Below are 23,629 nucleotides of genomic sequence, written 5' to 3'. Positions count from 1 at the left end.
GCCTGCCACGTTGCACCCGGTGCTCGCACCGCTTACAACAGCCGGTCTTTCGGCAATCCGGCGTTTGACGTCGCGGATGGCCCGGCGAAGCCAGAACGCACAAGGCGAATTGATGGCCGCGAATTGATGCGGCGATTGGATCGATGCACGCGTTAAGCATCTCCGCAAGGCCCATCCCCACGACCTATGTCTGACAACATGCCGCTAGATCGGGTTAACGCCATGCGCTAGTGTTTTATACGACCGGTTAAAAACACCGGCCGTTTGAGGGAGAAAAACGTGAAATCCAAGGTTATTGGCGCAGTATCACTGGCGGTCGCTGCGGCCGGGCTGTTTGCAGCCGCTGCACCCGCATTTGCGCAGCAGAAGACGATCACGGTGTGGTGGGGCAAGGGCTTCTATCGCTCCGAAGACGACGCGCTGATCGAGACGATCAAGAAGTTCGAAGCCAAGACCGGCATCAAGGTCGAATTGTCGCAATACGCGATCCAGGACATGATTCCGAAGACGGTCGCCGCGCTCGATGCCGGCACCGTGCCCGATGTCGCCTATTCCGACTCTTATGACGTGCAGGCGCAGGGCAAGTGGGCCTATGAAGGCAAGCTCGAGGATCTCTCCGACGTGATGGAGCCGATCAAGGGCCGGTTCGTGCAGAACACGCTGGATGCGTCGATCCTCTATAACGACGTCACCAAGAAGAAGGCCTATTACGGCTTCCCGCTGAAGCAGCAGAGCATGCACGTCCAGATCTGGAACGACATGCTGGAGAAGTCCGGTTTCAAGCTCACCGATATCCCGAACGACTGGACCGGCTACTGGACGTTCTGGTGCGACAAGGTGCAGCCGGCGATCCGCAAGGCCACCGGCCAGCGCATCTATGCCGTCGGCCAGCCGATGGGCGTGGAATCCACCGACGCCTTCCAGTCGTTCTACACCTTCATGGACGCCTACCACGTCAAGCTGGTCGACGACGACGGCAAGCTCACGGTCGACGATCCCAAGGTTCGCGAGAACCTGATCAAGGCGATGAAGGATTACACCGACACCTACATCAAGGGTTGCACACCGCCGTCCTCCACGACCTGGAAGGATCCCGACAACAACGTCGCCTTCCACAACAAAACCATCGTGATGACCCACAATTTCACGATCTCGATCGCCGCGAAGTGGTTCGAGGATTCCCAGAACCAGGCGCTCACGCCGGAACAGCGCGAAGCCGGCAAGAAGGCCTATGAGCAGGACATCGTGACGGCGTCCTTCCCGAAGGCGCCGGATGGTTCGACCATCCGCTACCGCTCCGACGTCAAGACCGGACTGATCTTCACCGCGGCCAAGAACAAGGCCGAGGCCAAGCAGTTCATCAGCTTCCTGCTCCAGGAAGAGAACGTCCGTCCCTACATCGAGGGTGCCCTCGGCCGCTGGTTCCCGGTGACCAAGGAAAGCCAGGAAAGCCCGTTCTGGCAGGCTGACAAGCACCGCAAGGCCGTCTACACCCAGTTCAAGGGCGGCACCGCGGCGTTCGACTTCACCAAGAACTGGAAGTTCACGATCCTCAACAACGAGAACGTGTGGGCGAAGGCGATGAATCGCGTCGTCAGTGAGAAGGTTCCGGTCGACAAGGCCGTCGACGAACTGATCGCCCGCATCAAGCAGGTCGCGGGCTGAATCATCCTTTCCCTCTCCCCGCTGTGCGGGGAGAGGTATAAGAACAACACCGGCCGCGTTTCGCGGCCGGCATCTCTTTGAAGAGTCCGAAAAGAATGGCGATCACGCTCTCTGGCGACCAGGCAATCCCCGCCCCGCCCCTGTCGTCGCGGCTGACCCCGGCGCAGGTCTGGGGCATCGTGCTGCTTGCGCCCTATCTGCTCGTTTTCCTTGCCTTCGTCGTCTATCCCGTCGGCTACGGGCTGTGGCTGGCGCGAGCCCCGTCGAATTATGTCGCGCTTTACAACGATCCGATCTTCGCGCGTGCCGCGGTCAATACGCTGATCTTCCTGGTCATCGGCATCAACATCAAGATGCTGATCGCGCTATTCCTCTCCGGCTTCTTCGCCGTGCAGCGCCCCTGGATCAAATGGCTCTCGGTGATCTTCATCCTGCCCTGGGCGGTGCCGTCGATCCCGACCATCCTGTCGGTCCGGTTCATGCTCAATCCCGAATGGGGCATGGTCAACCATTTCATCTTCTCCCTGACCGGCGATGACGGCCCGAACTGGCTGAACGATCCGACCGTGGCACTGACCATGGCGATCGCGGTGCATATCTGGAAGTCGCTGCCGTTCTGGACGCTGATCCTGATCACCGGCCGCCTTGCGATATCGCACGATCTGTTCGAGGCCGCCGAGGTCGACGGTGCGAGTTGGTGGCAGAAATTCCGCTACATCACCTGGCCGTCGATGCAGACGCTCTACGTCACCTGCACGCTGCTCTCGATGATCTGGACGCTCGGCGACTTCAACAGCGTCTATCTGCTCACCGGCGGTGGCCCGGCCGACCTCACGCATGTGCTGTCGACCCTCGGCATCCGCTATCTCCGGCTCGACCAGCTCTCGCTGGCCATGGCATCGATCGTCTGCGCAATGCCGTTCGTCCTGCCGCTCGTGTACTTCATGATGAAACGGTTGTCGCGATGAAGCTCCCTACCCTGCGCGAAGTCGCAACCGAAGCGCGGTTGCTGCTGATCGGCATTCCCGTCTTCCTCTGGACGATGATTCCGATCTACCACATGTTCCTGTTCGCGATCTCGCCGAAGGAGGACGCATTCTCCGGCAAGCTGTGGCCGGACCATCCCACGCTGCACAACTTCGAAATCGTGTTCAAGCAGCAGCACTACTTCCTGCGCGACTTCTACATACAGTTCTGGAACTCGCTGGTGATCGCGGCATCCGTCGGCGTGCTGACGCTGTTCATCGCCACCGCCGCGGCGTTCTCGATCTCGCGGCTGAAGGTGCCCGGCGGGCGGGTCGTGATGAATCTCGCGCTGTTCACCTATTTCATCCCGGCGGCATTCCTTGCCGTGCCAATGTACCGCACCATGGGTAATTACGGCCTGCTCAACAATCACTGGTCGCTGATCCTGGCGATGGTGACCATCGCCAGCCCCTACGCGATCTGGGTGCTCAAGCAGGCCTCCGACAAGCTGCCGGTCGAATTGGACGAAGCCGCCGTGATGGACGGTGCGACGACGCTTCAGATCTTCCGCCTGGTCTACCTGCCGCTGATGATGCCCTCGCTGGTCGCGATCGGCACCTATGCGGTGCTGCTGGCCTGGAACGAATATCTCTACGCGTTCCTGCTGCTCTCGAACGACCGCGAGATCACCCTGCCCGTCGCGCTCGGCAACTTCCTCGCCGCCGACGACTCGCCGTGGGAGCTGTTGATGACGACCGGCTTCATCTACGCACTGCCGCCGGCCGCGATCTACTATGCCTTCCGCCGCTACATGGTGGGCGGGCTCACGGCAGGTGCGGTGAAGTCCTGACGCGACAGGACGCATCGGGTCGCCGCAAGCAGGACGTTCGAGCGACAAGGTGGACAATTGCGGGTTGTCCACGCCTGCTCTAACCTCCGTGCCCCAATGCAGGGCACGGCATCATGCGCAGCAACGACGCGATCCATCTCGGCCTGATGCTGCTGGCGCTCGCGGCGGCCTATCTGATGCCGTTCGAGCTGTTGCTGCTGGCTTATGTCGTGCTCGGCCCGGCGCACTACTTCACCGAGATTTCATGGCTGCACGACCGCAGCTATTACCTGCCACATCGCGGGATTGCGGCAGCCCTCGCAATCATCGCCGTGGTCGCGGCCCTGATCGACAACGCCTCCTGGTTCGGCTTTGCGATGTGGGGCGCGCTGATCGCCTGCGCCATGCTTGCGGCCACCACCTCGGCGATCGAGAGCATGTTGCTGTTCATGACGGCGATCGCACTGTCCGCGCTCATGTATTCGAGCGGATCCTCGCTCGCCGTGATCGGCATCCTGATTCCGACCCTGATCCACGTCTCGCTGTTCACGCTGATCTTCATGGTGCTCGGCGCGCACCGATCCGGCAGCCGCGTCCAGGCTGCGCTGGTGGCTGTCTACCTCGTCGCGATCGCTACGATTCTGCTGCTGCCGCCAACCGCTGAAATCCGGATCGCGAGCTTTGCCCGGGTCGGACAGGATTATTTCGGCAATGTCGGTCCGGCGCTCAGCCGGCTGTTCGGCGTGCCCGGCCTCGTCCTCGACACCAGGCTGACGAGCCTGCTCGCCTTCGTCTATACCTATCATTACCTCAACTGGTTCATTAAAGCCGACGTGATCCGCTGGACCGCGGTCCCGAAGGCGCGGCTGGCGGCGATGGCCGCCGCCAGCGCAGCTTCCACCGCGCTCTATTTCTACGACTACGCGTTCGGTTTCACCTTCCTGCTGGCGCTGAGCCTGATCCATATCCTGCTGGAATTTCCGCTCGACGCCCTGGCGCTGCGGCAGCTCGGGGCGGCGGCGCAGGGCGCATTGCGCGCGCGGTATGCCGCCCCCGTCGCAGCCACCGCAACGCGGCCGCGTCCCACAGGCACCAGAGGCTCGAAACGTCCGCCCCGGTCGCGCTGATCATCCGAGGGTGCGTTTTCGTCGATAGGCCATCACCAGCGCGATCGTCGAGCCGATGAAGTAGCCGGCGGTCGCGCCCGAGATGGCGCGGCCGATGATGATTGCCAGTGCGCGGTCGCTCGCATCGATCACCGAGATCACGCCGACCGCATATTGCAGTGAGAACACGACAAGGTTGCGGATCAGGGCAAACGCGCTGCCCTGGCGGATGATCTCACCTGTCGTGTGATCGACCTCGAAAGGACGCGGCGTCAGCACGCCCAGCGGCAGCAGTGCCAGCGCGGCCGCGATCCACGCGATCAGCGGCCACGCGTTGCCCTGAGGCCCGAAACCGATCCGAGACATCCCCCAGACGATGAACACGACCGGCAGGATCAGCGCGCGCCAGATCGGCGTCGTGCGTGGCTGCATCGACTGGATACCTTGCCAGACCAGATAGGCGAACAAGATCCAGACCCATAGCGGGGTATGGGCGGCGATAGCGAGCCAGCTCTTCATGAGACCTCCAGTCCTGCCGACCGGGCCGAGAAAGGCAAGAATCGGATTGACAACCTAAGTGTGCGCGCAGGATATTCTCTACTTATTGCCTGTGCCGCGTATTTTTCAATTCAATTGCCCGACGGATAGCAAAATGCTGCTACACCGACTGACAAGATTTGCCCTCATCGTGCTGATGCTTCTCTGCGGCGGCCTGGCTTGTGCGCAACAGCTTCCCGACAATCCGAGCCCCAGCGCCACCGCGACGCCCTCAGACGTCAGTCAAGATCAACGGATTACCAATCCGCCGCCGACGGGACAATCGCCCGCAAGCGTGGGGACCGGCAAGCCGGCGCAGCAACAGGGTTACATCACCTACAAGACGCCTTATGAATTCTGGTTGACCGGCCTCGCCATCGCATTGGTGGTCACAATGGCAATCCTGCTGTGTGTAATGGCGGCGATCGGCAAACTCACACAGGAGTTCTATAAGGCCTTCCTACTTCTCGTCGTGGTTTTTGCCGCGTTGTTCTTGATCGTAGCCGGCTACACCGACACGCAGACCGCACCCGTATTCAGTCTCCTCGGCACGATCGTCGGGTATATTTTTGGCAAGTCGGCGGCCGGGGCGGCCGAAGAACCTCAGGGCCAACCGCCAGCCCTCAATGCTGCCAACGCGGCTCCTCCCAATCAAGCGGCACCGCCGGGCACCGCGACCGCACCTAGAGGTTAACGTTAGACAAGAGGGCATCGTCATGGACTGCTTAAGCACCGCAGCAGCGACCGCCGGCCTTATTCTGATTTCGGCGCCCCAGTTGGCATCGGCTCAATCAGCCTCGCCTGGAAATCTTGGTTTGCGAGCCCCAAATCCGCAGACGGCGATCGAGAGAAACGCGATCAGGCCTGATCTGGCTCCGATGACTCCCTATGTGACCCGGATGCCGCTCCAAGTCCCCGGACTTGCGCCGGGCCACGTTCCAACAGCCACAGGGCTGGCTCCGAATGGCAATCAAGGTCTCACCGTTCCCGTCCGCTCGCTCGCCGAGCCGGTGGTCGCAGCAAACAGCGTCGGCTTTTACAACGACGCCGGTCAGCCACTCGGCTTCCAGTTCGTTGTCGGGGGAGTTTCACAAAAGATCGAGCTGGCGCCACGGCAGATCCTGACCGTACAAGCCGATGCAGCCGGCAGCGAGCTCAAGGCCATCATCGGAACGGGAAATGCCGACTTCCAGACCGTGTTGGCGCGCGGCAAGCTATACATCTTACGCGCGGACGGAGCCAAGTGGGTGTTGGCTGCTTTCTGAGAAGCGGGCCCCGCTTACAGCGGCGCGGCGCTCTCGCCCTGCGAGCTCGACAGTTTTGAGGCGAGCGAAGCGATCACGATCACCACCGCGATCAGGGCGATCACCAGCGTGCAGATCGCGTTGATCTCGGGTTTCACGCCCAGCCTCACCTCGGAATAGATCCGGATCGGCAATGTCGCCGAGCCGGGGCCGGTGGTGAAGCTCGCGATCACGAGATCGTCCAGCGACAGCGTGAAGGCCAGCATCCAGCCTGCGACGATCGCGGGGGCGATCAGCGGCAGCGTCACCGAAAGAAAGGCGCGCACCGGGTCGCAGCCAAGGTCCATCGCCGCCTCCTCCAGCGAACGATCGAGCGAGCCGAGGCGGGACTGCACGACCACGGCGACGAAACACATCGTCAGCGTGGTATGGGCGATCGTCACGGTCCAGAAGCCGCGCTCGGCGTTCAGCGCCACGAACAGCAATAGCAGCGACAGCCCCGTGATCACCTCGGGCATCACCAGCGGCGCGTAGAGCATGCCAGAGAACAGCGTACGGCCTCGGAAGCGCTCGCCGCGCGACAAGGCGACCGCGGCGAGCGTGCCGAGCAGCGTGGCGATGGTCGCGGAGGAGACCGCCACGCGAAAACTCATCCAGGCCGCCTCGATCATGGCGCGGTCGTTGAAGAACTCGTGATACCAGCGCAGCGACCAGCCGCCCCACACCGTCACCAGCCGCGAGGCATTGAAGGAATAGATGACGAGGATGAGGATCGGCAAGTAAAGGAACGCCAGCCCCAGCGCGAGCGAGGCGACGTTGAAACGGGACAGGCGCGAGACCTTGCGCATGGCGTCAGCGGCCCTGTTCCAGCTGCCGCTTCTGGAGCCGCTCATACAGCAGCAGCGGCACAAGCAGCACCACCAGCAGCACGATGGCCGCTGCAGAGGCGACCGGCCAATCCTTGTTGGTGAAGAATTCGAGCCACAGGGTCTGGCCGATCATCAGCGAATTGGAGCCGGCCAGAAGGTCCGGGATGACGAATTCGCCGACGATGGGAATGAAGCACAGCAGCACGCCGGCACCGACGCCGGGCAGCGACAGCGGGAAGGTGACGAGCCAGAACACCTGCCACGGCGGCGCGCCGAGATCGGAGGCCGCCTCCTCCAGCACCGGCTCCATCTTGGCGAGCGTGGCGTAGAGCGGCAGGATCATGAATGGCAAATAAGAATAGACGATGCCGATATACATCGCGCTGTCGGTTGAGAGCCAGACCACGGGCTGGCTGACCAGATGTAGCGCCAGCAGGATCTGGTTCAGCAGGCCGTCGTGCTGGAGGATGTTGATCCAGGCATAGATGCGGATCAGGAACGAGGTCCAGAACGGCACGATCACCAGCACCATCGCCACAGCCTGCCAACTCTTCGGCAGCCGCGCCATGCCATAAGCGATGGGATAGCCGATCAGCAGCAGCAGCGTAGTCGCGGTCAGAGCGACGGTGAGGCTGCGCACATAGGCGAACACATAGATGTCGTCGGAGACGAGCAGCTTGAAATTCTCGATCGACAGTGCGGCAAAGGCCGCCTTGAGCGCATCCCACCCCGCCGTCAGCGCGAATACCGGCTCGTAAGGCGGCTGCGCGATCGCCGTCTGCGACAGGCTGATCTTCAGCACGAAGGCGAACGGCACCAGGAAGAACAGCACCATCCAGACATAGGGCGCGATCGCGGCAAAGCGCGCCGGGCGCGCAAAGATGCGGCGGGAGCTCATGACGGCAGCACCACGCAATCATCCGGCGTGAACCAGGCGACGATTTGCTGGCCCACGCTATAGGCGTCGACATCCAGGCGGGCGCTGTTGGCGACCGAGGCCCGTACGATTCCGCCGGTATCGAGCTTCACTTTATAGGTCGTGGTGCCGCCGAGATAGCAGATGTCCGCGACCACGCCGTCCAGGCTGTTGATCATGGTTTCACGACCGGCTTCGCTCACCGGGGCGCGCCGCGACAACTTGATCTTCTCGGGACGAATCGCGATCGAGAATCTTCCCGCACCGACCGGTTCGCGCGGCTCCGCCACCACCAACGTACCCGCATCACGCGTGCCAATGACCAGGCGATGACCGTCGCGCAATTTCGTCTCGCCGTCGAACAGGTTGACGTCGCCGACAAACTCCGCGATCCAGCGCGAGCGCGGCGCTTCGTAGAGATCGCGGGGACTCGCGACCTGAGCGAGCTTGCCTGATTTCATCACGCCGATCCGGCTCGCCATCGTCATGGCTTCCTCCTGGTCGTGCGTGACGACGATGAAGGTCATGCCGAGACGGCGCTGCAGCTCCATCAGCTCGCCTTGCGTATTCTCGCGCAGCTTCTTGTCGAGCGCTGCGAGCGGCTCGTCGAGCAGCAGCAGTTGCGGCCGGCGCGCCAGTGCGCGGGCAAGCGCCACGCGCTGGCGCTGGCCACCGGAGAGCTGATCCGGCTTGCGCTTCTCGAGCCCTTCGAGCTTCACCAGGGCGACCATCTCGGCCACTCGGGTGGCGGTGTCGGCGCGCGACAGGCCGGCGCGCTTCAAGCCGAAGGCGATGTTGTCACGCACCGACAGATGCGGAAACAACGCATAATTCTGGAACATCATATTGATCGGGCGCTCATGCGGCAGCGCCTGCGCGATGTCCTTATCACCAAGCAGGATGCGCCCCTCGTCCGGCGCCTCGAAGCCGGCGAGCATGCGCAGCAGCGTGGTCTTGCCGCAGCCGCTGGGCCCGAGCAGCGCGAAGAATTCGCCGGCCTTGATGTCGAGCGAGACGCCATCCACCGCGCGGAAAGTGCCAAAGGTTTTGACGACGCCCTCGATGCGCAGCAGCGGCCGGCCCGCCGCGGATGCGTCTCCATCGGCCGCACCTGTCGCGGCGTGCGTTTTGGGCAATTCGTCCGTCATGTTCCCTGCCAACCCCGATTCCGCCGCACGCTAGCGGCCGATCGGCTTTTGCTCAACCAATTAGCGGTGCATCTTTCACACCCGCCATGAACGCCGCCAGAGCGTCACGATCCGCCGCGGGCATGGTCAAGCCGAGCTTGGAGCGGCGCCAGAGGATATCGTCCGGAAAGCGCGCCCATTCGCTGGCAATCAGATAACGCACCTCGGCACCGGTCAGCTCGGGGCCGAACGCCGGGCCAAGTTCGTCGCGGGTCTTTGCCTCGCCTAGCACCGCGGACAACCGCGAGCCATAGGCTCCGACCAGACGCTGGGCTTCTGGCTCCGACAGAAAGCGCCAGCGGTCGCGCGCGAGGTCGACTTCGATGTCGAAACGGTCCCAGGCGAAATCTCCGCCGGGCAGCGCAGCTCCAGCAGTCCAGGGCGGCGACATCGGATAGAACGGCGTCAGCTTCGTCACCGCCCACTCCGCGCGCAGGCGCGAGGTGGTGACGTCGCCGCCGAACATCGTGAGCAGCGGCGCCTTGCGCCGGCGTGCATGGAACAGCATCGTGCCGTCGCGTCCGCGCACGGACGCCAGCGTCAGGTTGACGCCGGAGACCGTCCGGACCACGTCGGTCGGGGCGACGCGCTCACGAAAATAGCGGCTCGCCGCTTCGCAGAGATAGCCGACGTCGGCCCCAGGCATCGCCACAATTGCGGGATCGCCGGTGAAGGCGTGCGTGACCGTGCCGATCAGCGTGAAGTCGCGCTCGAAGGGCCGGGCAAAGATCAGCCGCCCATCATTGTTCTGAAAGACGTAGACGTTCTCGGAGTCGAACAGCTTGGGCACGATAATCTGGCTCATCTGCGTGGCCGCCATCGCGGGCTGCGGCTGCCGCAGCACGGTCTCAGCGACCATTGGCGTCCAGCCGCCGGTGGCGTTGGCCAGCGCCCGCGCCGTCACCGTGCGGCGGTGGCCACGATCGACCACCGCGAGCCGCCAAATGTCGGTTCTGTCGGCACGGACGCAACGCGCACCGGTCCGGATCGCCGCGCCATGTTCAGCGGCATCCAGTGCCGTCAGCGCCACCAGGCGGGAGTCGTCGACAACGCAGTCCGAATATTCGAACGCCGTACCGAACGGGCGTTTCAGCGCGTTGCCGACCGGATGATGCGTGATGTCGATGGTCGCCGAGGGTGGCAGACCGCCCCGGTTCGTTAGACCGTCATAGACATAAAGGCCGACCCGCAGCAGCCATGGTGGACGCTCGTCGGCATGCGCGGGGATCACGAAACGCATCGGCCGGACCAGATGCGGCGCGATCCGGAGCCAGGTCCGGCGCTCGGCCAGGGCCCGGCGCACCCGCCGGAACCGGCGCCGCTCCAGCACCGACAGATCGCCGTGGATCAGCCGCGGTGTTGCCGAGGAGGCCGCGCCGCCGAGATCGCCCTGCTCGAACAGGATGACCCGCAAGCCGCGGCCGGCCGCATCGCGCGCGAGGCTGACACCGTTCAGCCCGCCGCCGATGATCGCGAGATCGTAATCCGCCATGAAGCCGTCGAATGGGAGCAAAGCGCCCCATCATCACTAGAGCCATTTCCGTTCCGATGAAATCGGAACGGGGGCTCTAGATTTTTATTCTGACGCTCTTTCTTGACGCGAACCGGTATCCACGTCGCTCGAAAACGCTCTAACCGGTCTTGAGCGCAAGCTCCATGAGTTCAGCGCGGCCGACCAGCCCGGCATATTTCCCGATCGGCAGGGGCTTGCCGAGCAGATAGCCCTGCACGCCGTCACAGCCCTCCTTGGCGAGGAAGGCGAGCTGCTCGACCGTCTCGACGCCCTCGGCAATGATCGACATTTCGAGGCCGTGGCCGAGATCGATCACCGCGCGAACGATCGCAGCCGATTGCGGGTTGCGGCCGAGATTGATGATGAAGGCCCGGTCGATCTTGATCTTGTCGAACGGGAACGCCTGGAGGTAGCTCAGCGAGGAGTAACCGCTGCCGAAATCGTCCATGGAGATGCGCACGCCGAGCGCCTTCAGGCGGCGCAGCAGCGCAAGGCCCCGGTCGAAATCCTCGATCAGCACACCCTCGGTGATCTCCAGCTCGAGCCGGCCGGGTGCAAGGCCGGTCTCGATCAGGATCGAATGGACGAGGCCGACCACGTCGCCGTGCATGAACTGCGCCGGCGACAGATTGACCGCGACCTGAAGCGGCTTCGGCCAGGACGCCGCCTCGCGGCAGGCCTGGCGCAGGATCCACTCGCCCATCTCGACGATCAGACCGCTCTCCTCGGCGATCGGGATGAATTCGGCCGGCGAGACCTGGCCGCGCACCGGATGCTGCCAGCGCGCCAGCGCCTCGAAACCGATGATCTCGCTCTCGGCAACGCTGTGGCCGGCGACGCCCTGCGGCTGGAAGGCAAGCGAAAGCTCGCCGTTCTTGATCGCCACCGACAGGTCCTGGTGCAGCACGCGGCGGTCGCGGATCTGGTGGTCCATCTCGGGCTGGTAGAGGCTGATCGTGCCGCGCGACTTCTGCTTGGCGCGGAACAGCGCCGCACCGGCATTGGCGAGCAGCGAGGCGCCATCGGCGCCGTTGTGCGGGAAGATCGACATGCCGGTGGTGACGCCGGCGCGGACCGCACGGCCGTCGATCTGGAAGTCCTTCGCGACGGCGTCGCCAATCTGCTGCGCCAGTGCAAGACCTGCGTCCGGCTGCTTGCCGTCGATGATCAGGCCGAATTCGTCGCCGGACAGGCGCGCCACCACGCCGCCACGGGCGGAGTCCTGGAGCCGCTGGGCCACCTCGATCAGGAGCTTGTCGCCGAGCGCATGACCGAAGACGTCGTTGACCTCCTTGAGGCCGTCGAGGTCGACGCAGAGGACCGCGAACTCCTCGCCGGTGCCTTCGCAGGCCTCGATCATCTGGGTCAGCGCCTGGAGGAAGGCGGCGCGGTTCGGCAGATCGGTGAGGCCGTCGTGATAGGCCATGTGCGCCATGCGCGACTCGGTCTGCCGGCGGTCGGTGACGTCCTCGTGGGTCTTGATCAGATATTGCGGCTCGCCGGTATCGCCGAGCACCGTGGCACGCCGGGTCAGGAACAGCCGCAGGCCGTCCTTGGTGGAGATCGGATGCTCCTCGGTGATCATCCCGCGTTTCTTGATCGCGGCCTCGTCGCGCGCGATGATCAGCTTGGCTTCCTTGGGGTTGAAGATGTCGGACGCGGTCAGGCCCGTGGCCTCCTCGCGCCGGCGGTTGAGGATCGTCTCCGCGCTGCGATTGGCGAGCAGATAGCGGCCGTCCTTCACCTGCTCGACGATCAGCGCCACCGGGATGTTGTCGACCACGAGCTCAAGGAACTTCTTGGTGCTCTCCAATTCCTGCGACAGCGACCGGCGGTCGGTGATGTCCTCGAACACCAGCAGCAGAAACTCGGGCTTGTTGCTCTCGTTGCGGACCACGATCCGGATCGAGGCGACCATGCGCCGCTCGCCGCCGCGGTCGACCTCGAATTCGTTGCGGAACTGGCCGTCCGGGGAGTTGAGCGCCGCCCGGTCGGTCGCCTCGATAATGGCTGCCGAGACCGGCGCAAACAGCTCGCCTGCGTTCTTGCCGACGGCGTGATCCCGCGAGAACCCCCAGAATCGCTCATAGGCGCTGTTGGCGAAGATGTAGCAACCATCCTCGATGTTCTTCGCGGCCACGCAGGCCGGCACATGGTCCAGCACCGATTCCAGGAATTGCTTGGTGGAAGCGAGCTGTCGCGACAGCTTTCGCTGCTCGCTGACGTCCAGATGCGTCGCCACCGAGCCGCCGTTCGGCAGCACGAAAAACTTCACCAGGATGGCCCGGCCGTCGGGCAGCTCGGTGATCAGGCCGTTGTGGCTTGCCGCCTTCTCGTAGAACTCATCGTCGGAGATGCCGCCAAGCACCCCGCGCTTGCGCCTGAGATCGAGAAGCTCATGGCCGTCCATATTGGCCCAGAGTTCCGACCGCGTCAGGCCGTAGATCTCGAGATAGCGGTCGTTGCAGAAGATGATGCGGCGGTGCGCATCCGTCATCACCACGCCCTGATTGAGATTGTTCATGGCGGAGGAGACGAAGGCGTTGCGCCGCAACTGCAAGCGCCTGGTCCGGCGCAGCGAGGAATGGATCCACAGCACGATCGCGGCGAGGAACGCGCAGACGACGATGCCCGCGATCAGGACCTCCCAGACCACGTTGGGATCGAGCTGGCCGAGATAGCTCGGCGCGGCGAAGCTGTCCGACAGCGCAAAGGCGCGCGCAGGCGCAACCGTGCCGGCCAGGCACACAACGGCCTGCACAGCAATCGGAAGCGTGCTGCCCTCGTGCCAGTTCTTCTCAGCCATCAGCCACCCGCGATTTCAACGTCGGATTGTCTGGCTTCACGCGTTTGGATCGGGTAAACGCCTGTACGCGCAACAGAAAAATGTGACGTGAAATACGGCAATTGCCCTGACATGATAAATTCTTCCTTAACGGAAAATGGCCCCGCGGCATTCTCTCCAGGCCTGACGCCACCGGCGCTTCCAGCGGACATCCTGCACAACCATGGATAGGGTCGATTGCGTCGTCATCGGAGCCGGCGTGATCGGGCTCGCGGTGGCTCGAAAGCTTGCGCAGGCCGGGCGCGAGGTCATCGTGCTCGAGGAGGCCGAGGCGATCGGCACCATCACCTCCTCGCGCAACAGCGAGGTGATCCATGCCGGCATCTACTACCGCGCCGGGAGCTGGATGGCGCGCATGTGCGTCGACGGCAAGCACGCGCTCTACCGCTACTGTGGCGAGCGCGGCATCCCGCACAAGAATTGCGGCAAGCTGATCGTTGCGACCAGCCCGCAGGAGACCGCGAAGCTGCAATCGATCAAGGCGCATGCCGAGGCCAATGGCGTGCTCGACATGCAGTTGCTCACAGGCGAGGCGGCACGCGCGCTGGAGCCGGCGCTGGCCTGCGACGCCGCACTGCTGTCGCCCTCTACGGGCATCATCGACAGCCACGCCTACATGCTCTCGCTGCGCGGCGAAGCCGAGGAAGCCGGCGCGGCCTTCGCGTTTCACACCCCGCTGATCCGCGCCAAGGCGGCGAACGGCCTGATCGAGATCGACGCCGGCGGCGAGGCGCCAATGACGCTGCAATGCAGCCTCCTCGTCAACGCCGCGGGGCTCTCGGCGACGAATGTGGCGCGCAACATCGACGGCATGCCGCTGGACCGAATTCCACGGGCCTATCTCGCCAAGGGAAATTACTTCAGCTGCAATGCCAAGGCGCCGTTCTCGCGCCTGATCTACCCGGTGCCCGAGCCCGGCGGGTTGGGAGTGCATCTGACGCTGGACATGGCAGGCCAGGCGCGCTTCGGCCCTGACGTCGAGTGGATCGAGACGATCGACTACGAGGTCGACCCGTCACGCGCCGAGCGGTTCTACCCGGCGATCCGCAAATACTGGCCGACGCTGCCTGACGGCGCGTTGATGCCGAGCTATTCGGGTATCCGGCCGAAGATCGTACCGCCCGCGGTGGCCACGCAGGACTTCCTGATGCAGGGCCCGCGCGATCACGGCGTCGCTGGCCTGATCAATCTGTTCGGCATCGAATCGCCGGGACTGACGTCGTCGCTCGCGATCGCAGATCACGTCGCCGAGCTCGCAGACATCTGAAGGCGTTTTCGAGCGAAGCGGGTACCGGTTCGCGGCAAGACAACGCGTTCAGACAAAAACGAAACACCGCGCAAACTTCTTTGCACGGTGCGCACTTTGCTGCAGGGATGAGCGCAAAAGCTCTCACCCCTGCGGGATAAGGGTACGATCAACTCTACGCTGTTACGGGGGTCACTAGTGGAGCGTGTCGCCGTGCCTCAGACGCTCGATCTGGTCCTTGACCATCAACTTCCGGCGCTTCAACTCAACAATTTGCAGGTCGTCTGTTGAAAGGTGCACGAGAGCTTCGTGCAATTCGTTTTCGAGAAGTTTGTGCTTCCGCTCCAATTCAACGAGATGTGCCTGAATTGTCATTCGAAACCTCCTCGGTAGGGTTGAACCTCAGGATTCGATCCGGACAAGGAAGTGTACATCAGCGATTCGTTCTGTCGATGGATAACCGTCGTGACAGCTTCATTTTTGAAAATTCATATGTAACGAAGCGTGAGTAAAGGAACCGCACGGGAAAAATCCATGATATCAATGCGCTTGCGCAGCGCCGCGGCGATCAGCGGAAATATGTCGCTGGAGATCGGCGAACGGTGGTCGCAGATCGCTTGCGATCACGCCGCGCAAGGACGATAATTTCCACAGGGCATCCACAGCCTTAATCCCACGCCTATCGGTTTTCGGCCACCGCAGACATGACCAATGAAGACGAGCGTGAGCTCGAAGCCGAGCTCACCCGGTTGCAGCAGGAACACCGAGATCTCGATGCGGCGATCGATGCACTGCATCAATCGCCCGCCCCCGACCTATTGCGGTTACAGCGCTTGAAGAAGCGCAAGCTGTTGTTACGAGACCGCATCGCGTTCATCGAAGACCAGATCACCCCCGACATCATCGCCTGACCTGCGAGCCGGCTTCCCTCGTGCAGATGAATCCGCTTGACTCGAATAGAACAAAATAGGAACATTCGAGCGCCCCAGCGCCCCCAGGAAACGTCCAGCACAACTGACAAGGACAATGCAGATGTCGACCGCCGCCCTTCTCGACAACAGCCATTATGAACAGGCCTGCGATCAGGCGATCGCGATGTGCGACGGCAATCTGCGCAGCACCATCAAGGCGCTGATCATGGCCAACGAATATCTGGAGGCCGAGCTGGAGGAATTGCAGGCGGCGATTTCCGCCGGCTGCATTCCGGAGACCTCGCGCAGCAAGATGCGGAGCAAGAGCAGCGCCGCCTGAACCGTCAGCTATCGGAGCCGACCATGCCCGACGTCACCTACTACGTTGCATTGCCCTTCCTGATCGACGAGGACGGATCGCCGGTGGCAGGTGCGGCCGAGGAATGTCAGACATCGGCTGCCGCCCTGCGTCGTGCGGAAATGCTGGCGCACGGCGCCGGCCATATCGGCGCCGTCGCCTTCAGCCGCAGCGGCGATCCCCTGACCGGCGAGTTTGGCGACGCCAAATTGCTGCGGACATTCGGTAACGTACCGCCAGATCTCAGCGCGCTTTAGCTGCCGACCAGCCGGACCCGCGGCTCGTGCCGCCGGTGCGCCTTGCGCACATACATGGCGGCATCGGCCTCCTCCAGGGCGCGGCCCGCGTCGGACTGCGCCCCCAGCAGCGCGACACCGGCGGAGGCGCCCGCGGTCACGTGCTCGCCGCGAAAGACAAAGGACAATTCGTCGACCGCCTGCTCGAAGATGGCCGCCTTTGCCTTGGCGTCGGTCTCGCTGAGATTCCACAGCAGCAGCGCGAACTCGTCGCCCCCCAGCCGCCCGACCACGTCGGAGGCGCGGACCTGCCGCGTCAGCGTGGCGGCAATCGCCTTGAGCACCTCGTCACCGGCGCCATGACCGAACGAATCGTTGATCGGCTTCAACCGATCGACGTCGAGCACGATCAGTGCCCCGCTGGCGCGGTAGCGCTTCATGTAGGCGATGGCACGCGCCAGCTCGCGCTCGAAGCCGCGCCGGTTGGGAATCTCGAGCAGGAAATCGGTGTCGGCCGCAGCTTCCAGTTCCGCGACCCGGCGCTGCGCCTCCTTGAGCTTGGTCCGCAAGCCCCGGATCGTCGCCCTGACGGTATCCTTGGCCCCATCATCGCCCGACGCGTCACGCCCCGGCGGCTTCGCCGGCCGCCTGGTCAGCCGTTTTGGGGCGGTTTTGGATCGGCCGGCACTGGTCTTCCGGCCCTTTTTGGCCTTCGCAGCGCCTGCCCTTTTTGGTTTCTTCATGGGCATCCTGCTCAATGAAGGCTTGCGGGGATTCACCAAGACAGGATAGTGGATTCCCTTCTCCTTGCCACCGCCTTGCGAGCCGCCGGCCGGAACCGTTAATCTGGCCTATCTTTCTGTTTTTCGGGCACAATTAACGTCATGACCGCGCCGATCGCCATCATCATGGGAAGCCAGTCGGACTGGGACACGATGCGGCATGCCGCCGACACGCTTGCCGCGCTCGGCGTCGCCGCCGACACCCGCATCGTCTCGGCCCACCGCACCCCCGACCGTCTCTTTGCTTTCGCCAAGGGCGCCAAGGCCGCCGGTTACAAGGTCATCATCGCCGGCGCAGGTGGCGCTGCACACCTGCCCGGCATGGCGGCGGCGCTGACCGAACTCCCGGTGTTCGGCGTTCCCGTCGAATCCAAGACGCTCAAGGGCCTCGATTCGCTCTATTCGATCGTCCAGATGCCCGCCGGCATCCCGGTCGGCACCCTCGCCATCGGCAAGGCCGGCGCGACCAACGCCGCGCTGCTGGCGGCGGCCGTCCTGGCGTTGTCCGACCCGGCCTTGTCCGATCGCCTCGCGGCCTGGCGCAAGGCGCAGACCGAGGCGGTCGCCGAGCGCCCGGAGGACAAGGCGTGACCGACACCAGGCAGGTGAAACTGAAGCCCGGTGACACCATCGGAATTCTCGGCGGCGGACAATTGGGCCGGATGCTGGCCATGGCTGCGGCGCGGCTCGGCCTGCGCTGCCAGGTTTTCTCGCCCGATCCGGACTCGCCGGCCTTCGACGTCGTATTGAACGCGACCTGCGCCGAATATGCCGATGTCGAGGCGCTCGAACTGTTCGCCAACGACGTCGACGTCATCACCTACGAATTCGAGAACGTGCCATCGGCCGCCGCGATGGTGCTGGACGCGCGCCGACCCGTCCTGCCCAACCGCAAGATTCTCGAGACCACCCAGGACCGGCTCGCCGAGAAGGATTTCGTGACGCGGCTCGGCATCGGCACCGCAGCCTATGCCGACGTCACCTCCGTATCCTCGCTGCGCGAGGCGATCGCCAGGATCGGCCTTCCGGCCGTGCTCAAGACCCGCCGCTTCGGTTATGACGGCAAGGGCCAGGCCATCATCCGCGAGGGCGACGACATCGCCAAGGTGTGGACCAGCCTCGCCACCAAATCGGCGATCCTGGAAGCCTTCGTGCCCTACGAGCGCGAGATCTCCGTGATCGCCGCACGCTCGGTCACAGGCCAGGTCGAGTGTTTCGACGTCACCGAGAACGAGCACCGCGACCACATCCTGAAGATATCGCGCGCGCCCGCGCCGATCCCGCCTGCGCTTGCCGAGGAAGCACGCAGCATCGCCGGCAAGATCGCAAGCGCGCTCGACTATGTCGGCGTGCTCGCTGTCGAGATGTTCGTGCTCGCCAACGGCACCGGCCCGAAGGTGCTGGTCAATGAGATCGCCCCGCGCGTGCACAATTCAGGGCACTGGACGCTCGACGGCGCCTCGGTCTCGCAGTTCGAGCAGCACATCCGCGCCATCGCCGGCTGGCCGCTCGGCAAGCCCGTGCGCCACGGCGAAATCGTCACCATGACCAATCTGATCGGCGACGAGATCAATGATTACGAAAAGTGGCTGAGCGTGCCGGGCGCGACCGTGCACATCTACGGCAAGGGTGCGCCGCGTCCCGGCCGAAAGATGGGCCACGTCACCGAAGTCAGGCCGACGAAAGGCAAGTAGCGGGACCGCAGCTTCGAGCTGCGATCCCGCTCCGCGATTAGGCCGTCTTCGCGCCTGCGACGACGCCCGTGGGCTCCTCGCTGAGCCAGCGATAGATCACCCCGCCCAGCGCGCCGCCGATCAGCGGTGCGACCCAGAACAGCCAGAGCTGCGCCGTCGCCCAGCCGCCGACGAACAGCGCGGGGCCCGTGCTGCGCGCCGGGTTCACCGAGGTGTTGGTGACGGGGATGCTGACGAGATGGATCATCACCAGCGCGAGCCCGATCGCGAGCGGCGCGAAGCCTGCGGGCGCGCGGCCATGGGTCGCGCCCATGATGATGAACAGGAACATCATGGTCATCACCACCTCGGTGAGGAAGCACACGATCATGCTGTACTGGCCGGGCGAATGCGCATCATAGCCGTTGGATGCGAAGCCCTTGCTGACATCGAATCCGGGAGCTCCGCTCGCGATGACGTAGAGGAGCCAGGCGGCCACGATCGCGCCGGCCACCTGCGCGATCACATAGGGCAGGATCTGCCCGGCCGGAAAACGCCCGCCGGCGGCAAGACCGACCGTGACGGCCGGGTTGAGATGGCAGCCGGAGATATGGCCGATCGCATAGGCCATGGTGACCACGCTCAGTCCGAATGCGAGGGAGACACCGACCAGACCGATTCCGACCTGCGGGAAGCCGGCAGCGATCACCGCGCTTCCGCAGCCTGCGAATGTGAGCCAGAAGGTGCCGATGGCTTCAGCAGCGTATTTCTTGATATCCATGTGTAGTCCCCTGCTTTCAAAGATTCCGGAACAAAGCTCCGGAAACGGCCCCATCCCTGGCGTCGAATCGCCCAAATCAGGGCCGCACAGAGGTATTTTTGCCTCATTTAATGGCTGAACTTGGCCCGAAAACCCGCTTGTCCGGTGGACATCCCGGGATTTGTCTGATACATCCGCGCCCTCAAGGTTAAGGGCTTGCGCGTTTTCGCCATCCCCTTCGTCTTACCAGAATTCAAATCCGATCCACTGAAGAGGATGCCGCGTGCAGGTTCTCGTTCGCGATAACAATGTCGACCAAGCCCTCAAGGCTCTGAAGAAGAAGATGCAGCGCGAGGGAATTTTCCGCGAGATGAAGCTCCGCGGTCATTACGAGAAGCCCTCCGAGAAGAAGGCCCGCGAAAAGGCCGAAGCCGTGCGCCGCGCGCGCAAGCTGGCCCGCAAGAAGCTGCAGCGCGAAGGCCTGCTGCCGATGAAGCCGAAGCCGGTGTTCGGCGCAGGTCCCGGCGGTGATCGCGGCGGTCGTGGCGGCCCGGGTGCAGGTCCGCGCGGACCGCGCTGATTCACCGAATTTTGCAAGATTTCAGTTTCGATGACGCGGGCCTCTGGCCCGCGTCATTGTTTGTGCGCGCTGCTCTTTGGGCCAGGCACCACGGATGCGGCACGCAAACGCGATGAGATTTGGATTGAACGTCGTCGCGCTTTAGTTTGTTGTTTGACCTTGATCTCTACGCAAGCGCGTTCCGCCTTTGTCGCGAGGGAAAACCGCTTCATACTTTTCGTCAACGCGGCCCTTCGGGTCCGGATCATGCTCTAGCGCGAGCGAACCGCAGATGGCCTCCCCCTTCCCCCAGCGCGGCTTGGCGCGGCGACGCCGGATCTGGCAGCCGCCGTTCGTGCTGGCATTGATGGGGATTGCGCTGTGCGGCTGCTCCTTCGATCTGGGATCGTTGATGCCGGAGAAGGACAAGCCGCAGGAAGCCCCCCAGGCGGCTGCGCCCGCCGAGAGCGCGGTGAGCGCCGGCAACGTCACCGAAGCTCAGGCCCACACTGCAAAAGCCCAATCCCTGGCCAAGTCAGGCGAGGTCGCGGCAGCGCTCGATGAGTTCAATCGCGCGGTCGGACTCGATCCCTACAATGCGCAGGCGCTGTATGGCCGTGCCCTGATCTACCAGGGCAACAATCAGCACGCCTTCGCCATCGCAGATTTCAGCGCTGCGAGCGGACTCAATCCCCAGAAGGTCGAGCCGCTGCTCGGCCGCGCCACCAGCTATCTCGCGCTCGGCAAGGTCAAGGAGGCCACGGCCGATCTGGATGAGGCCTCCGAGGCCGATCCGCACAACGCCCAGGTCTGGACCACGCGCGGACAGGCCTATGAGCGGCTGGGCGACAGAGCCAAGGCGGCGGCGTCCTACACCAGGGCTGTCTCGCTTCGCCCACGCGACGACGCCGCGCGCAACGGTCTTGCCCGTGTCGGCGGCTGACGGTTTTGACGGCGCAGGCGCCGTCTTAATCGGGGGTGGCGCTCTTCGGCAGAACCGAGTGGAACATCGACTTCATGCCCGACAGCATCTCGTCGGCGACATTGGTCTTCTTCGGCCGCGGCATGGAGCCACCGGCGTCGGCGCGCAGATCGAGCGGTGGCGCGATCATCGGCACGGGAATGTCAGCCGGCGGCGTCATCCGATTCGGATCATCGTTGCCGACCGAGGCCGTGTAGGGCGGATTGGCCGGCGAGGAGCCATCCTTGCCATAGGCCTCCGATGAGGGCGTCGATACCGTGATCGGCGGCGGCAGCGGACGGACCGTAGCCGGCTCCATGCTGACGACCCGCGGGGCCTCGGGCGTGCGGGCTGCTTCCCGCACGGCAGGCTCAGTCGGCCTCTCGGCTGACCTGGTCTCGGACGGCCTGACCTCGGCAGGTTTGGTTTCGGCAGACGACTTTCCTTCGGAAGACTTGCCCTCGGAAGATTTGCCCTCAGGAGTCTTGCGCAGGCGCTCGATCGCGGCACGCACGAGGTCGTTGGCGTCGGGGGCCGGAGCCGCAGCAGCCGGCGCCGAATTGGCCTCGACCACCGGAGCGGCGGGAGCGGGCGTGCTGGTGGCCGGGGTCGACTTGGCGACCGCCTTCTCGCGCGCCGACGGCTTGCCACGCGGGCTGGCCTCGGCCGGGGCCACATCGGCAGCCTTGTGCTCGGCGGACGGCTGATCGGCAGCCTTTTCGACCGCCGGCTTGTCCGTCACGCTCTTCTCGGGGATGCCTTTGGCCTTGACGCCGGGCGCAGGGAGATTGGCGACATCGGCGGGTTTGCCGTTCTTGCCGGCCTCGGCAGGGGCCACGACGGCCGCAGGGGCATCAGCCGCCGGCTTGGCGTTGATGTAGTGGTTAACGATGTACGCCCCGATGATCGTCGCGAGCACCGAGGGGAAAATATCCATCGAGATTTTAGCGAGGTATTTCAGCATTCCGGCCACTCCCCGCGCGATCTGATGCGGGAACTTTAGGGCATTGTAAGGGATCAACTGCGACGGATCGATGGCAAGTGTTAAGGCCGGATCTACGGCTTTAGCTCGATCTCAAGGAACACGATCTCGGTTGAGGTTTCGTTAAGTACGTCATGTTGGACGCCCGCCTTGCGGAAGTAGGATTTCCCGGCTGCCAGTTGCGCCTTGGACCGCTCGCCGCCCGGCGCCACGATGGTCATTTCTCCCGCAACGACGGGAACAATCACATAGTCCATGCCGTGGGTGTGATGGCCGGTGGCGCTACCGGGCGGAAGCCGCCATTCGGTCACCCGGACCTCCTCGTTGTCGACCTGGACCTCGGACTTGGCGGCAAGCATTGGAACCTCTCTTGGGACGCAGCGCTTCAGGGCACGAAAACCATGAAGGCGTAGACGGCAAATACCACCATATGGACCAGCCCGAACAGGACATTGGTCCTGCCGGTGCCGAAGGTCAGCATGCTCAGGAAGAAGGTCAGGAGCAAAAGCACACTGCCCTGGGCGCTGAGGCCGAGCGTGAGCTCCTTGTCGAGCGCGTAGGTGGCGACCCCCACCGCCGGGATGGTCAGCCCGATGGTGGCGAGGGACGAGCCGAGCGCGAGGTTGATGCTCTTCTGGAGGTCGTTCTTGCGGGCCGCCGATACCGCCGCGACGCCTTCCGGCATCAGGATCAGGAGCGCGACCAGAAGGCCGGCAAAGGCCGGCGGCGCGCCGATCTTGGCCGCGACGGCGTCCACCACCAGCGAAAACTTCTTGGCGAGCAGCACCACGGCCAGCAGCGCAATCAGCAGCAGCACGACGCTGACCACCAACATCCGGCCCGGCAGATGCGCCACGCCGCTGCCGCCGTCAGCCCGTTCATGGACGAAGTAATCCTTGTGCAGGACGGTCTGGGTGTAGAGGAACACTCCGTACAGCGCGAGCGTGACCACGTCGACGAAACCGAGCTGAACCGCCGAATAGACCGGCCCCGGCGCGGTGGTCGTGTAGTTCGGCATGATCAGCGTGATGGTCGCGAGCGCGAACAGGACGCTGAGATAGACGTTGGCCCCCGAGAGCTGAAAGCCCTGCTCGCGATAGCGCAGGCCGCCGATGAAGATGCAGAGCCCGACGAGGCCGTTGCAGACGATCATGACCACGGCGAACACGGTGTCGCGCGCCAGTTCCGGGGCGGGCTTGTCGCCCAGCATGATCGTGGTGATCAGCGCCACCTCGATGACGGTCACCGAGAGCGTCAGCACCAGCGTGCCATAGGGCTCGCCGACCCGCTCGGCGATCACTTCGGCATGATGAACCGCGGCGAACACGGTGCCGAACAGGATAACCAGAAGGACGATGGCGAAGACGAGCCCGCCCAACGACAGCGTGAAGACGTAGCCCGTCGCGCTGACGGCTGCGAACAACAGCACGGCCAGCGCCGGAAAGATCCAGGCCGACCGGGGCATCGGATTATGCGCGCTCATC

26 protein-coding genes are annotated in these 23,629 nt (G+C 63.9%); 14 read left to right on the top strand and 12 right to left on the bottom strand.

Annotated features, from left to right (window positions below):
* Positions 1–279 precede the first annotated feature (279 nt).
* The 4 genes from BM190_RS12445 (at position 280) to BM190_RS12430 (ending at position 4,587) form a co-directional block, all read left to right on the top strand.
* Positions 280–1,665: an ABC transporter substrate-binding protein gene (locus tag BM190_RS12445; protein ID WP_092254779.1), complete on the top strand. Its 1,386-nt coding sequence runs from the start codon at positions 280–282 to the stop codon at positions 1,663–1,665.
* A gap of 95 nt (positions 1,666–1,760) precedes the next feature.
* Complete coding sequence (locus tag BM190_RS12440; RefSeq protein WP_018317828.1) at positions 1,761–2,633, top strand: carbohydrate ABC transporter permease; 873 nt, start codon at positions 1,761–1,763, stop codon at positions 2,631–2,633.
* Positions 2,630–3,481, top strand: a complete 852-nt coding sequence (locus BM190_RS12435; protein WP_018317827.1) for a carbohydrate ABC transporter permease — start codon at positions 2,630–2,632, stop codon at positions 3,479–3,481. Before BM190_RS12440 ends, BM190_RS12435 begins: the two co-directional genes overlap by 4 nt.
* Before the next feature lie 113 nt (positions 3,482–3,594).
* On the top strand, positions 3,595–4,587 hold the full coding sequence (locus BM190_RS12430) for a hypothetical protein (protein WP_092254776.1): 993 nt from the start codon (positions 3,595–3,597) through the stop codon (positions 4,585–4,587).
* On the opposite strand, the gene BM190_RS12425 is transcribed toward BM190_RS12430, so the two are convergent.
* Positions 4,588–5,085 (bottom strand): DUF6622 family protein, encoded by a 498-nt coding sequence (locus BM190_RS12425; protein WP_092254773.1) that lies wholly within the window; start codon positions 5,083–5,085, stop codon positions 4,588–4,590. It abuts the gene before it with no gap.
* A 133-nt stretch (positions 5,086–5,218) separates the two neighbouring features.
* Here BM190_RS12425 and BM190_RS12420 point away from each other — a divergent pair, with 133 nt between their 5' ends.
* On the top strand, positions 5,219–5,797 hold the full coding sequence (locus BM190_RS12420; RefSeq protein WP_018317824.1) for a hypothetical protein: 579 nt from the start codon (positions 5,219–5,221) through the stop codon (positions 5,795–5,797).
* A gap of 22 nt (positions 5,798–5,819) precedes the next feature.
* Positions 5,820–6,368, top strand: a complete 549-nt coding sequence (locus BM190_RS12415; RefSeq protein ID WP_143109037.1) for a hypothetical protein — start codon at positions 5,820–5,822, stop codon at positions 6,366–6,368.
* A gap of 14 nt (positions 6,369–6,382) precedes the next feature.
* Here BM190_RS12415 and BM190_RS12410 read toward each other — a convergent pair whose 3' ends face one another.
* From BM190_RS12410 to BM190_RS12390, 5 genes are all read right to left on the bottom strand, one after another.
* Positions 6,383–7,195 carry an ABC transporter permease gene (locus BM190_RS12410; RefSeq protein WP_091956459.1) on the bottom strand — a complete coding sequence of 271 codons (813 nt, stop codon included), beginning with the start codon at positions 7,193–7,195 and terminating at the stop codon, positions 6,383–6,385.
* Positions 7,196–7,199: 4 nt separating this feature from the next.
* Positions 7,200–8,114, bottom strand: coding sequence for an ABC transporter permease (locus tag BM190_RS12405; protein ID WP_092254768.1), 915 nt, complete (start codon positions 8,112–8,114; stop codon positions 7,200–7,202).
* A complete protein-coding gene (locus BM190_RS12400) occupies positions 8,111–9,280 on the bottom strand; it encodes an ABC transporter ATP-binding protein (RefSeq protein WP_092254765.1) in 1,170 nt (389 codons plus the stop codon). The genes BM190_RS12405 and BM190_RS12400 overlap by 4 nt, the downstream gene beginning before the upstream one ends.
* 52 nt (positions 9,281–9,332) lie before the next feature.
* Positions 9,333–10,811: a glycerol-3-phosphate dehydrogenase gene (locus BM190_RS12395; protein ID WP_092254924.1), complete on the bottom strand. Its 1,479-nt coding sequence runs from the start codon at positions 10,809–10,811 to the stop codon at positions 9,333–9,335.
* 139 nt (positions 10,812–10,950) lie between these two features.
* Positions 10,951–13,638 (bottom strand): sensor domain-containing protein, encoded by a 2,688-nt coding sequence (locus BM190_RS12390; RefSeq protein ID WP_092254763.1) that lies wholly within the window; start codon positions 13,636–13,638, stop codon positions 10,951–10,953.
* Between the two features lie 202 nt (positions 13,639–13,840).
* On the opposite strand from BM190_RS12390, the gene BM190_RS12385 reads away from it, so the two are divergent.
* On the top strand, positions 13,841–14,944 hold the full coding sequence (locus tag BM190_RS12385) for an NAD(P)/FAD-dependent oxidoreductase (protein ID WP_092254760.1): 1,104 nt from the start codon (positions 13,841–13,843) through the stop codon (positions 14,942–14,944).
* Positions 14,945–15,118: 174 nt separating this feature from the next.
* Here the strand turns inward: BM190_RS12385 and BM190_RS12380 are convergent, their stop codons facing one another.
* Entirely contained in the window at positions 15,119–15,298 is a 180-nt protein-coding gene (locus BM190_RS12380; RefSeq protein WP_026201910.1) for a YdcH family protein, read from the bottom strand.
* Positions 15,299–15,627: 329 nt separating this feature from the next.
* On the opposite strand from BM190_RS12380, the gene BM190_RS12375 reads away from it, so the two are divergent.
* The 3 genes from BM190_RS12375 to BM190_RS12365 all read left to right on the top strand — a co-directional run bounded on the left by BM190_RS12375 (position 15,628) and on the right by BM190_RS12365 (position 16,449).
* Positions 15,628–15,834, top strand: a complete 207-nt coding sequence (locus BM190_RS12375; RefSeq protein WP_008546179.1) for a YdcH family protein — start codon at positions 15,628–15,630, stop codon at positions 15,832–15,834.
* Positions 15,835–15,955: 121 nt separating this feature from the next.
* Positions 15,956–16,174 carry a hypothetical protein gene (locus BM190_RS12370; protein WP_026201909.1) on the top strand — a complete coding sequence of 73 codons (219 nt, stop codon included), beginning with the start codon at positions 15,956–15,958 and terminating at the stop codon, positions 16,172–16,174.
* Positions 16,175–16,197: 23 nt separating this feature from the next.
* Positions 16,198–16,449: a hypothetical protein gene (locus tag BM190_RS12365; RefSeq protein ID WP_018317814.1), complete on the top strand. Its 252-nt coding sequence runs from the start codon at positions 16,198–16,200 to the stop codon at positions 16,447–16,449.
* Here the strand turns inward: BM190_RS12365 and BM190_RS12360 are convergent.
* Entirely contained in the window at positions 16,446–17,171 is a 726-nt protein-coding gene (locus tag BM190_RS12360; protein ID WP_177237045.1) for a GGDEF domain-containing protein, read from the bottom strand. The genes BM190_RS12365 and BM190_RS12360 overlap by 4 nt on opposite strands.
* A gap of 141 nt (positions 17,172–17,312) precedes the next feature.
* Here BM190_RS12360 and purE point away from each other — a divergent pair, with 141 nt between their 5' ends.
* The gene (purE, locus tag BM190_RS12355; RefSeq protein WP_018317812.1) at positions 17,313–17,801 is read left to right on the top strand and encodes a 5-(carboxyamino)imidazole ribonucleotide mutase; all 489 of its coding nucleotides are present in this window, start codon (positions 17,313–17,315) and stop codon (positions 17,799–17,801) included.
* Positions 17,798–18,904: a 5-(carboxyamino)imidazole ribonucleotide synthase gene (locus BM190_RS12350; protein WP_018317811.1), complete on the top strand. Its 1,107-nt coding sequence runs from the start codon at positions 17,798–17,800 to the stop codon at positions 18,902–18,904. Before purE ends, BM190_RS12350 begins: the two co-directional genes overlap by 4 nt.
* A 37-nt stretch (positions 18,905–18,941) precedes the next feature.
* Here the strand turns inward: BM190_RS12350 and aqpZ are convergent, their stop codons facing one another.
* Positions 18,942–19,664 carry an aquaporin Z gene (gene aqpZ / locus BM190_RS12345; protein WP_018317810.1) on the bottom strand — a complete coding sequence of 241 codons (723 nt, stop codon included), beginning with the start codon at positions 19,662–19,664 and terminating at the stop codon, positions 18,942–18,944.
* Between the two features lie 262 nt (positions 19,665–19,926).
* Here aqpZ and rpsU point away from each other — a divergent pair, with 262 nt between their 5' ends.
* Positions 19,927–20,223 carry a 30S ribosomal protein S21 gene (rpsU, locus tag BM190_RS12340; RefSeq protein WP_008546194.1) on the top strand — a complete coding sequence of 99 codons (297 nt, stop codon included), beginning with the start codon at positions 19,927–19,929 and terminating at the stop codon, positions 20,221–20,223.
* 271 nt (positions 20,224–20,494) lie between these two features.
* Complete coding sequence (locus BM190_RS12335) at positions 20,495–21,145, top strand: tetratricopeptide repeat protein (protein ID WP_092254754.1); 651 nt, start codon at positions 20,495–20,497, stop codon at positions 21,143–21,145.
* A 25-nt stretch (positions 21,146–21,170) separates the two neighbouring features.
* Here BM190_RS12335 and BM190_RS12330 read toward each other — a convergent pair whose 3' ends face one another.
* The 3 genes from BM190_RS12330 to BM190_RS12320 form a co-directional block, all read right to left on the bottom strand.
* A complete protein-coding gene (locus BM190_RS12330) occupies positions 21,171–22,127 on the bottom strand; it encodes a hypothetical protein (RefSeq protein WP_092254751.1) in 957 nt (318 codons plus the stop codon).
* A gap of 92 nt (positions 22,128–22,219) precedes the next feature.
* Entirely contained in the window at positions 22,220–22,504 is a 285-nt protein-coding gene (locus BM190_RS12325; protein ID WP_092254748.1) for a cupin domain-containing protein, read from the bottom strand.
* Between the two features lie 26 nt (positions 22,505–22,530).
* Positions 22,531–23,628: a calcium:cation antiporter gene (locus BM190_RS12320; RefSeq protein WP_092254745.1), complete on the bottom strand. Its 1,098-nt coding sequence runs from the start codon at positions 23,626–23,628 to the stop codon at positions 22,531–22,533.
* Position 23,629: the final 1 nt, after the last annotated feature.

The sequence above is a fragment of the Bradyrhizobium sp. Rc3b genome, assembly GCF_900114915.1.
In the GTDB taxonomy this organism is placed as follows: Bacteria; Pseudomonadota; Alphaproteobacteria; order Rhizobiales; family Xanthobacteraceae; genus Bradyrhizobium.
The sequence above is the reverse complement of the archived record's forward strand: the minus strand, read 5'-3'. Positions and strand labels throughout refer to the sequence as shown.

What these genes read in the sequence shown, in the direction of transcription:
- BM190_RS12415 (WP_143109037.1), top strand. Translation starts at nt 5,820, where the DNA reads ATGGACTGCTTAAGCACCGCAGCAGCGACCGCCGGCCTTATTCTGATT.
- BM190_RS12385 (WP_092254760.1), top strand. Translation starts at nt 13,841, where the DNA reads ATGGATAGGGTCGATTGCGTCGTCATCGGAGCCGGCGTGATCGGGCTC.
- purE (WP_018317812.1), top strand. Translation starts at nt 17,313, where the DNA reads ATGACCGCGCCGATCGCCATCATCATGGGAAGCCAGTCGGACTGGGAC.
- BM190_RS12370 (WP_026201909.1), top strand. Translation starts at nt 15,956, where the DNA reads ATGTCGACCGCCGCCCTTCTCGACAACAGCCATTATGAACAGGCCTGC.
- BM190_RS12395 (WP_092254924.1), bottom strand. Translation starts at nt 10,811, where the DNA reads ATGGCGGATTACGATCTCGCGATCATCGGCGGCGGGCTGAACGGTGTC.
- aqpZ (WP_018317810.1), bottom strand. Translation starts at nt 19,664, where the DNA reads ATGGATATCAAGAAATACGCTGCTGAAGCCATCGGCACCTTCTGGCTC.
- BM190_RS12400 (WP_092254765.1), bottom strand. Translation starts at nt 9,280, where the DNA reads ATGACGGACGAATTGCCCAAAACGCACGCCGCGACAGGTGCGGCCGAT.
- BM190_RS12320 (WP_092254745.1), bottom strand. Translation starts at nt 23,628, where the DNA reads ATGAGCGCGCATAATCCGATGCCCCGGTCGGCCTGGATCTTTCCGGCG.
- BM190_RS12380 (WP_026201910.1), bottom strand. Translation starts at nt 15,298, where the DNA reads ATGACAATTCAGGCACATCTCGTTGAATTGGAGCGGAAGCACAAACTT.
- BM190_RS12435 (WP_018317827.1), top strand. Translation starts at nt 2,630, where the DNA reads ATGAAGCTCCCTACCCTGCGCGAAGTCGCAACCGAAGCGCGGTTGCTG.
- BM190_RS12390 (WP_092254763.1), bottom strand. Translation starts at nt 13,638, where the DNA reads ATGGCTGAGAAGAACTGGCACGAGGGCAGCACGCTTCCGATTGCTGTG.
- BM190_RS12335 (WP_092254754.1), top strand. Translation starts at nt 20,495, where the DNA reads ATGGCCTCCCCCTTCCCCCAGCGCGGCTTGGCGCGGCGACGCCGGATC.
- BM190_RS12330 (WP_092254751.1), bottom strand. Translation starts at nt 22,127, where the DNA reads ATGCTGAAATACCTCGCTAAAATCTCGATGGATATTTTCCCCTCGGTG.
- BM190_RS12410 (WP_091956459.1), bottom strand. Translation starts at nt 7,195, where the DNA reads ATGCGCAAGGTCTCGCGCCTGTCCCGTTTCAACGTCGCCTCGCTCGCG.
- BM190_RS12405 (WP_092254768.1), bottom strand. Translation starts at nt 8,114, where the DNA reads ATGAGCTCCCGCCGCATCTTTGCGCGCCCGGCGCGCTTTGCCGCGATC.
- BM190_RS12420 (WP_018317824.1), top strand. Translation starts at nt 5,219, where the DNA reads ATGCTGCTACACCGACTGACAAGATTTGCCCTCATCGTGCTGATGCTT.
- BM190_RS12440 (WP_018317828.1), top strand. Translation starts at nt 1,761, where the DNA reads ATGGCGATCACGCTCTCTGGCGACCAGGCAATCCCCGCCCCGCCCCTG.
- BM190_RS12365 (WP_018317814.1), top strand. Translation starts at nt 16,198, where the DNA reads ATGCCCGACGTCACCTACTACGTTGCATTGCCCTTCCTGATCGACGAG.
- BM190_RS12360 (WP_177237045.1), bottom strand. Translation starts at nt 17,171, where the DNA reads ATGAAGAAACCAAAAAGGGCAGGCGCTGCGAAGGCCAAAAAGGGCCGG.
- BM190_RS12325 (WP_092254748.1), bottom strand. Translation starts at nt 22,504, where the DNA reads ATGCTTGCCGCCAAGTCCGAGGTCCAGGTCGACAACGAGGAGGTCCGG.
- BM190_RS12425 (WP_092254773.1), bottom strand. Translation starts at nt 5,085, where the DNA reads ATGAAGAGCTGGCTCGCTATCGCCGCCCATACCCCGCTATGGGTCTGG.
- BM190_RS12430 (WP_092254776.1), top strand. Translation starts at nt 3,595, where the DNA reads ATGCGCAGCAACGACGCGATCCATCTCGGCCTGATGCTGCTGGCGCTC.
- BM190_RS12375 (WP_008546179.1), top strand. Translation starts at nt 15,628, where the DNA reads ATGACCAATGAAGACGAGCGTGAGCTCGAAGCCGAGCTCACCCGGTTG.